A 9191-nucleotide genomic window follows, 5' to 3' on the forward strand; every position below is an offset into this window, starting at 1 on the left:
ACTGGTATCCGCAATGGTAAAGTCCGCTCGAACAGTTTTGCTCGTCGCTGGTGTGGGAGATGTTAAAGAGTACCAGCACTCGTTACAGCAAGATGATAAATCTGAGTATCGCTTTTTAAGCGCATCATCTGACGAGCAAATTTTAGCTCTGTGCCAGACAGATCGGATCGATATTATTATTTTAGAGTCCGATCGCCCAGAGTCCTCTGGCTTGGAAGTACTAAAATGGCTCAAAACTCAGATGGGGCAAAGTTGTCCGCCAATTATCGCTATCGGTATTGACGATGCAGAAATAGCCGTACTCTTTCTCAAAGCAGGGGCGGCAGACTACTTAATAAAAGAGCGAATTACCCCAGATAAACTCTGCAACTCTTTGCAAGGGGCGATGGAGCAATCCACCAGCGAAGCGATCGCCAACAGTACGAGTCAGACACAGCAGCGTTCGGAAAGGCAAATTGAAAGTGGATTTAATTTTCAGGCGATCGAGAATTTGCCAGTCGGAGCAGTGTTTGTTGTCGATCGCGATCTGCGCTATTTACTTGCCGAAGGCGAAGCTCTTTACACTGCGGGATTTAAACCCGAAGATCTGGTTGGGCGCACAATTTTTGAGGCACTTCCCCCCGAATTAACCAGCAAATATGAGGAATTATATCGTCAGGTTCTAGCAGGGAAGACATTCTCCTGGGAACACAACGCTCATGGCTCTACCTATATCTCTCGTGGAACTCCCCTAAGTGACTCACAGGGTGAGATTTATGCCGTGCTTGCGGTTTCTTACGACATCAGCGAGCGCAAACAAGCTGAAGCAGTCTTGAAGGCAGACCTTGAAGCTACACAATTGCTGCACGATTTAAGCACGCGACTGGTTACTGAAAATAATATTCAGGTGCTTTACGACGAAATTGTGGCAACGGCAATTGCTCTAACGAAAGCCGATGCGGGAACGATACAAATTTTGGATGAAGAAACCGAAGATCTTCTGCTACTAGCAACTCAAGGTTTTGAGCGCACCATGACCGAACATTTCTATCGCGTCAACGCCAATTCCCAGACTCCTTGTGGCATTGCCCTGGCAGAGGGCGATCGCACTTTTATAGATTTCGATGTGCCAGCCAGCGAAGACCCCGATGGCTCGCTGCGAATGCACCTAGAAGCGGGATTTTATTCGTCGCAGTCAACCCCCCTAATCTCCCGTTCGGGTAAACCCATCGGGATGTTTTCAACTCATTGGTGCAAACACCACCGACCGACAGAGCGCGAATTACAGTTTCTCGATTTACTGGCGCGTCAAGCTGCCGATGAGATCGAACGGTGGCAAATTAAAACAGCCCTACACGAGAGCGAAACAAAATTTCGCTTATTAGTCACTGCTGGCTCGGATCTAATCTACAAAATGAGTGCAGATTGGCATGAGATGTATAGCCTCGAAGGCAAAAACTTCCTTGTCAGTACCAAGCACTCAAGCCAAACCTGGATAGAAACCTATATTCCCAAACAAGAGCGATCGCTGGTATGGGCTACCATTCAAGAATCAATCCGAACCAAGAGTCAGTTTGAGTTAGAACATCGAGTTATTCAACAGAATGGCAAGATCGGCTGGACGTTCTCGCGTGCCATCCCCATGCTGAACGAGCAAGGTGAAATTATTGAGTGGTTCGGAGCAGCCAGTAATATCACCGAGCGCAAACAAGCCGAAGCAGCTTTACGGGAATTGGAAATTCAACGAGTTCGAGAACAAGCAGAGCGGGAAAAAGAACGCGATCGTGCCGAAAACCTAGCAGAACTCGATCGCGCCAAAACTATTTTTTTTAGTAATATCAGTCATGAATTCCGTACTCCCCTGACCTTATTACTCGCTCCTTTAGAAGATGCCTTAAAAGATCTCAACTATCCCCTACCCGAACCACAACGAGAACGGCTACAGTTAGCACATTGTAACAGTTTACGCCTACTTAAATTGGTAAATACTCTGCTGGATTTTTCCCGCGTGGAAGCAGGACGACTGCAAGCCAACTACGAACCTACAGATTTAGCTACTTATACGGCAGAACTGGCAAGCACCTTTCGTTCGGCGATCGAGGATGGAGGATTAGAATTTGTGGTCGATTGTCCCCCCTTACCAAAGTTGGTTTATATAGATCGTTCGATGTGGGAAAAAATTGTTTTGAATCTGCTTTCTAATGCCTTTAAATTTACCCAAGAGGGAACTATTGTTGTTTCTTTGCAAGCCACTCCAGAAGATCGAGTACAACTAATCGTTAGGGATACGGGGATCGGAATTGATGTTGAAGAATTACCTCATGTTTTCGATCGCTTTTATCAAATTCAGGGAAGACAGGGACGTAGTTCTGAAGGGTCGGGTATTGGTTTATCTCTGGTACGAGAACTGGTGAAACTTCAAGGGGGTGAAATTGAGGTGAGCAGCGAAGTCGATCGCGGTACGACCTTTACCGTGACAATTCCTCTAGGAAAAGAGCATTTATCTGGCAACCCCTTACAGCAAAACGAAACTAAGTCCCCAACAGATATTCCCACCCCAACTTCTACAGCGAGAACCGCTAATTCCATTGTGGCAGAAGCTCAACGCTGGCTACCACAAGAAGAAATAACCCTGTCTTCCGAGCTTCCCACTACCAACAGTAAGAGAGGGCGCATTCCGATCGTGGATGATAATGCAGATTTGCAAAACTATCTCCAAAAATTATTAAGCCCAGATTACCAGGTGGCAACCGCTAATAATGGATTGGCTGCCCTGAACAAAATTCGCGAAGCGGTTGAAGAAAATGATAGTAGCAATAGGTACGATCTAATACTGGCGGACATCATGATGCCAGAGATGGATGGATTTGAGTTACTGCGATCGCTCAGAGCCGATCCTAATACTCAAGAAATACCAATTATTTTACTTTCCGCTCGTGCAGGGGAAGAATCGCGGGTGGAAGGGTTGGCTGCTGGTGCAGATGACTATTTAATCAAACCTTTTTCGCCACGTGAGCTATTAGCGCGAGTTAATAGCCACTTAAACTTAGTCCAAATGCGTCGGGAAGCAATTCACCGCGAACGAGCGATGCAAGAAATGCACGAACAGAACAAAATTTTAGAATATCGAGTGCGAGAACGTACCGCTCGACTAAAAGCCATCAACCAAGAGTTGGAAGCGTTTTCTTATTCGGTTTCCCACGATTTGCAAACGCCCCTACACTATATCAGTAGCTTTGCCAAAAAGCTGCAAGCAAAACTCAACTCAAAACTCGACCCTACTAATAAAAGGTATTTTAAGATCGTCGTGCAATCTGCCGAACAGTCTCAACAAATGGTGCATAGTCTGCTGGAATTTTCGCGCCTGGGACAGGCACCACTACGCCTTGTCCGAGTGCCGATGGGTATATTGGTGCAGTTGGTACAACAGCAACTAGAATTAGAGATAGAGGAACGAGTCGTGCATTGGCAAATCGAGCCACTACCAGAAGTGCTAGGAGATCCAACTTTGCTGCGGTTGGTGCTGCAAAACTTAATGTCTAATGCGATTAAGTACACTAGCGATCGCACCGAAGCTGAAATTACCATTGGTAGTAGCAAAAGCAATGGCGAAATCGTTTTTTTTGTTAAAGACAATGGAGTAGGGTTTGACATGGAATACCACGATCGGCTTTTCGAGCTTTTTCAACGCCTGCATTCTCAAGAGCAGTTTGCAGGAACTGGCGTGGGACTCGCTCAGGTAAAAAGGATCGTTCATCGTCACGGCGGACGCGTTTGGGCTGAAGGTGAGGTAGGTCGCGGCGCAACGTTTTACTTTTCAGTGGGTAGTGAGTAATGGGTAATGGGTATTGGTTATTGGTGACAAGTTAAGAAAAAGTACAAGTTGTCAAATGCAGTCAAGTTATGGAGTGTTGGAATTTTAAACGGGGTAGTAAATATCAATTTTGTCCTCCAGAGCGCTCGAATCGTAAGTTAAATGGCACACTCACAAAAAAGCATCAGAGACCACGCCAGAAATAGAACTCATCCCAATATAGATAATAAAGTAATTGCTCAACAGCTAGAGGATTTGGTCAAACCCTGTGTTTACAATCAGTTAGCTTACTATCGTTCATTAGGGATGAGAGAGAGAATTTTGGGTTTGCCGTTGATGCTAGCAGCAGTATTAACTCAGGTTTGGTGACAAGTGCCATCAGTCAGAGAACTGAATCGAATGCTCGCTCGTGAAAATCTTCTATGGGTCAAAGCAACCTGTGTATCACAGCAAGCTCTATCTCAAAGACTGTTAACTTTTCCTGCCGAAGTGTTTGAACGGGTTTTGAGTCAATCATCACATCATCGAGATGAACGCTGGAGCGTTCCGAGAAGAGTCGAGGAGGATGTTTCCATCGCTCCCCTCTCGTCCGAAACCGTGCGTGATAGTTTCCCATCACACGGCTACTCAAATGTATCCACTTTGTCATTAACTGACTTCTCAGCTTTCAACCAAAACAGGGATGTCATTTATCCAGGTGAATTTGACCTTAGACCATTCAAGAAACAATTCCTTGATGAAGTCTGAGGCTCTTTTATCTCTGATTTTGGTAAGGTCGATTGCTGTTTTTTCGTTGTGACATTTTCCACCGTGTAGTAATTGGTAGTTGGAGAAATCATTCTTGCCACCTAATGCGGTAGCTAAAATGTGGTCTTTTTCTAACAAATCTCCATTACGGAAGTAAAGTCCGCACCAGTTACATTTCCCTTTTTGCTTTTTAAGCAGCAGGGCTTTGTTGTTGGGTAGTTCTGGATTTCTACCCATTCTGGTACTCCAGTAAACTAGGTCGCCGTCATACGGACTTTTATCGCCTCTCACTTTTACAAGTTTATTTGAACTACAACTAAATTCATCGTGAGTGAGTAGAATAAGGGGGTTCGCTCCCTTAGTGGCGAATACCCAGTTTCTTTTCCCGATTTTTCGATAGTACTCTTGATAGAATCCTTTGAGTCCTTTCTTTTTGAATCGGTAAACCCCTAAAGCTCTTAATTTCTGGAAGATAAGTTTATCTTGCTTTGAAAATGTTCTTGTTACTTTGGCATCACTGAAGCTAAAGTAGTTGCACCATCCCCTGATGATTGGGTTTAGCTCATTGATTAGGTCAATTTGCGAAGAATGCTTATGCTTCTTAATGGCTGTCTTTATGCTTTGTTGATGCTTTTTGCAAGTATGTTTAGAGGGTTTGATAAGTGTAACAAAACCTAGTTTTCGACCTTGAGAATTGGTTGCAGATTTGTGTCTGCCGACAGGATATTGTCGAATGTTATATCCAAGAAAGTCGAAACCTGCTATCCCATCTTCGCTTTGCTCAGGGATTAGAGTGTGGGCGATTCGGGTTTTTTCTGGTTTTAGTTCTAAGCCAATGTCAGTTAACCATTTGGAGATTAATTCTTGGCACTTTTGGATTACCTCAAGGTTTTTATGTATGACCAAAAAGTCATCGGCATATCTTATAAATGTTAGAGATTTAACTCTACAGGATTTACTGAGTAACTGATAAGGAGGATTATCCAGTCTTATTTTAGTATTCTCAATTATCCGTTTAACATCTTCTGTATGCCATGAAGGGCTATATTCGCTAAAAGCGGACTAAATAGAGTAGGCACAAAGCGCACTTTCCAATCTTGCGATTGATGTGTTTCTTCATACCTCTCTCCAAACCGTACGTGACAATTTCTCGTCATACGGCTTTCCATCATTGTTACCTCCGACCAAACGAGGGTGTTAAGGCATGACAAGAGCGACATAGTAGCTGAAGATTATCTTCAGTGTCTTTACCCTTGCTTTTGCGCGGTATGATGTGGTGCAGGTCTAGTTTTCCTAGTGCGCCACAACATTCGCATTTTGCGCCCCTCTCAGCTTTAATTTTCTCTTTGAGTTCGCGCCATGTGACGTTCTCGGCATTTCCCATCCAGATTATTTGGGATAAAGGTATTTCTGGCTGTGCTGCTGATAATGTTCCAAACCCTTCTAAATAAGGGTTTTCTGGTGAACGAGAACGGTATTTCTTTAGGGGTAAATCGCTCATCCTATAAAGAAAAAGGTGATTATCCCCGTTGAGTACACCAAAGTTCCATCTCTTCCCGTTCTCACGGAGTTTGAATCTATCTAGTACTTTTCGTTTGGATACTTTATGCCGTTTACTTAACCAGAGAAACAGCCTTTCGTTAACCCAGAAGTCTAGATCTTTGGCTAATTTCTTGGTGTTAGTATGGCGATAGTAATTAATCCATCCTCTGAGTACTGCGTTTAAAGCTGAGATTTTGAGCAATGGTGAATCTTGAAACCACTTGCGTCGCGTCATCTCTTTAATCTTGAGCTTCAACTTTTTAATGTTTTCCTGGGCTGGAGTGACCAGCATTTTAGGTCGGTCATTAGATTTTACGTATCTTTGAACGTGAAAACCTAAAAAGTCAAAACCTTGATTTACATGAGTTATGTGCGTTTTTTCTGGTGAAAGTTCGAGCTTTAGTTCTTTCCAGAGGAAGGCTTGAAACTCTTCTTTTAGCCTGATGGCTTCTGCTTTCCCACCGTTGGTAAGTAGTAGCCAATCATCAGCATATCGAATCAGCGCACAGTTTCCCATGTGGTTTATTCGACGACGTTCTTTCTGTTTGCGGTGAAGATTGCCGTATTTGTTCCACCAGTAGAGGTCTAGCTGATGTAAGTAGATGTTCGCCAAAATTGGCGAGCAGATTGCACCCTGCGGTGTTCCCGTTTCGGTGCGTTTGAACAAACAACCTTCCATAATTCCCGCTTCAAGAAATCGTTCTATTAGTTTTAAGAACTTTTCATCAGAGATTCTTTGAGCCAGCAGTTTTATCAATATTTGATGGTGAATGCTGTCAAATGCTCCTTTGATATCCCCTTCGATAACCCAATAGTATTTGTTGCGTCGGTTGATGTAGCTATCTAATCGGGCGATACAGTCCTGTGTTCTGCGTCCTGGTCGAAAACCGTTGGAGCAGTTCAAGAAGTCGCTTTCATAAATAGGTTCTAACACCATTTTGACAAGCATTTGTACTACTCGGTCTTTGATTGTAGGAATACCCAATGGGCGAGTTTTACCGTTAGACTTAGGAATGTATATTCGACGAACGGGCATTGGGCGGAACTGTTTTTGACGCAGTTCGCTTTCAAGCTCTTTCACAAATTTAGACTTTGCTACCTCTGATTCTAGAGCCTTTTTGCTTATTCCATCGACTCCTGGTGTCTTAGACCCTTTATTTGAGAGAATTGTCTTTAGGACATCGGCAATCCAATCTCGACGGCAAATGAGCCGATAGAGATGGTCAAATTGATGTTTCTTCTGGAACTTTGCTTTTATGGCGAGACTACGTTGGGTTTTGATGATATCGGACATACTTCTTAGTCCTCTCTACTTCCTATGTGTATCTCTAACAATGACTGCCATCCTTCGCCATGTACCAGACTATTTTCTGGCTCGGACTACTACGATGGCTCTGCCACGCAATAACTACTTCAGTTGCAGTTAACCCAGTCTGTGACCAGACCAGCTATTGCGCTTCCTACGTTCATACTTCGGTAAGTGGTTACATTTAACCGTGGGCTTCTTCTTTACTCCGTAAGGATACAGACCTAGTATCCCCGACATCAGTTGATAATTTGTACCCTTATAATTAGAGCAATTTGAACCGCGTCGAAAGTTCTTTTCAGTCAAACGAGTGCAACATTGACTTACCTGATGTCTCACGCCATCTCTGTTGTTTAGCGGCGTGTCCAAGGTGTAGGAGCGTCGGACGAAGATTCCTTTCGTAGCCATAGTTAAATTCAGGCTCGAAGCCTCATACTGTAACAGAGTGCCAGTATTTTGCCCCTTGTTCCCCAGGCTTCAAACAGGTTTTTACTCATTGTCCCCTGCCTGCTGGGTCAGCCTTAGTACATTAGGGAATGTACTATCTCTTGGTAGTTTTCACTCTCCTTGAGCATTACCAAAGTACGCTTCGCAGCGCACTGACCCCTCCCTGTGGTGTTCCATCGGTGACAGCCGTGAATATTCCTTGATCGATTACCCCAGATTTTAACCAAGACTTTATTTGTCTTCTGATTCTTCCGTTGTAATTGATTTTATTTAGTAGGGCTGTATGGTTGATACGGTCAAAACACTTAGCTATATCAGCGTCAAGCACATATTTGGCTTTGCCTTGGATAGCATCTTTAATGTGTCTGATTGCATCATGACATGACCTTCCTGGTCTAAATCCGTATGATGTATCTTCAAATGAAGCTTCCCATTCTGGTTCAAGAGCAGCCTTAACTACCCCTTGTAAAGCGCGGTCGTACATTGTGGGTATTCCTAATGGACGTTTTTCTTCTTTTCCAGGTTTGGGAATCCAAACTCTACGAGTAGGTTTACTTTTGCCTGTACATTTGAGTTCTCCTATGAGTTTTATACGAGCTATTGGGGATAGGTTTTTAGTCCCATCCACTCCTGCCGTCTTTTTACCTCTGTTTTCTGTTGTTACCCGTCGTACCGCTAAAGCTTTATTAGACCAAGACCTTATCAATGTTCTTTGGAGTTTTCGTACTTGTTTGATGTCTCCTTTACGAGAAGCAGTGTAAATGCGCTTTTGTTGCTTAAAGACATATCGCTCGACTTTGCGCCAATCGATATCATCCCATCCCACAATCTTCGTTTTTACGGAATTTGTATTAGGCATATTTGCTACTACTTGAACCTCTACACATTGATACATTTGCGAGTCACGTCTGCATATCCTGGGAGTTACCCCATCCTTTTTCTGGCATTACTCGTGTCTTCGAGTTAGGCATTAGCTTCTTGACCCATCTTTTCCAATCTCACCATACGGTTTGATACCTACCAGACATTGCTGGGGATGAGGTTAGGTTACTTCGTTCCTACATACCATTTGTTAGAGTTCTTTAGAGTTCATCTCTCCACCTGTTGAACTAGTTGTGCGTCGTTAGAGGGTCGGAATCTAACGAACTTTGGTTCTATCTGTTGTTCCAGATGTAGGGTGTGGTCTTTGACACCACTAGCTTATTTCCCCTACTCGACCGTTAAGATGGTTGATAGCGATGATTTGTTTTTCTACCCCACGAGGTTCTTTTCCTTGAAATTATCTCAGTCCAGAGTCGGATATATAACTCATGCTTGCGGCTAGACGTTTTCAGCGCAGGGCGCGAATGCGCCCAA

Annotated in this window: 5 protein-coding genes and 1 pseudogene; 2 read left to right on the plus strand and 4 right to left on the minus strand. The window is 43.8% G+C overall.

What is annotated here, in order from left to right; translation table 11 throughout:
• Positions 1-13: 13 nt before the first annotated feature.
• Complete coding sequence (locus tag KV40_RS36025; protein WP_052055340.1) at positions 14-3814, plus strand: ATP-binding protein; 3801 nt, start codon at positions 14-16, stop codon at positions 3812-3814.
• Between the two features lie 141 nt (positions 3815-3955).
• A complete protein-coding gene (locus KV40_RS31805) occupies positions 3956-4162 on the plus strand; it encodes a hypothetical protein (protein ID WP_052055341.1) in 207 nt (68 codons plus the stop codon).
• Positions 4163-4453: 291 nt separating this feature from the next.
• Here KV40_RS31805 and KV40_RS04285 read toward each other — a convergent pair whose 3' ends face one another.
• From KV40_RS04285 to KV40_RS04295, 4 genes and pseudogenes are all read right to left on the minus strand, one after another.
• Entirely contained in the window at positions 4454-5446 is a 993-nt protein-coding gene (locus KV40_RS04285; RefSeq protein ID WP_052055342.1) for a group II intron maturase-specific domain-containing protein, read from the minus strand.
• 101 nt (positions 5447-5547) lie between these two features.
• Positions 5548-5712: a hypothetical protein gene (locus KV40_RS34615; protein WP_156113937.1), complete on the minus strand. Its 165-nt coding sequence runs from the start codon at positions 5710-5712 to the stop codon at positions 5548-5550.
• Positions 5713-5714: 2 nt separating this feature from the next.
• On the minus strand, positions 5715-7376 hold the full coding sequence (gene ltrA / locus KV40_RS04290) for a group II intron reverse transcriptase/maturase (protein WP_036478328.1): 1662 nt from the start codon (positions 7374-7376) through the stop codon (positions 5715-5717).
• A gap of 613 nt (positions 7377-7989) precedes the next feature.
• A pseudogene (locus KV40_RS04295) lies at positions 7990-8694 on the minus strand (reverse transcriptase N-terminal domain-containing protein); the annotation flags it as partial.
• Between the last annotated feature and the right edge of the window lie 497 nt (positions 8695-9191).

Source organism: Myxosarcina sp. GI1 (assembly GCF_000756305.1).
Classification (GTDB): Bacteria; Cyanobacteriota; Cyanobacteriia; order Cyanobacteriales; family Xenococcaceae; genus Myxosarcina.

Bases quoted from the DNA above. Each gene is read 5' to 3' on its own strand.
- KV40_RS31805 (WP_052055341.1), top strand. From the start codon at position 3,956: ATGGCACACTCACAAAAAAGCATCAGAGACCACGCCAGAAATAGAACT.
- KV40_RS34615 (WP_156113937.1), bottom strand. From the start codon at position 5,712: ATGATGGAAAGCCGTATGACGAGAAATTGTCACGTACGGTTTGGAGAG.
- ltrA (WP_036478328.1), bottom strand. From the start codon at position 7,376: ATGTCCGATATCATCAAAACCCAACGTAGTCTCGCCATAAAAGCAAAG.
- KV40_RS36025 (WP_052055340.1), top strand. From the start codon at position 14: ATGGTAAAGTCCGCTCGAACAGTTTTGCTCGTCGCTGGTGTGGGAGAT.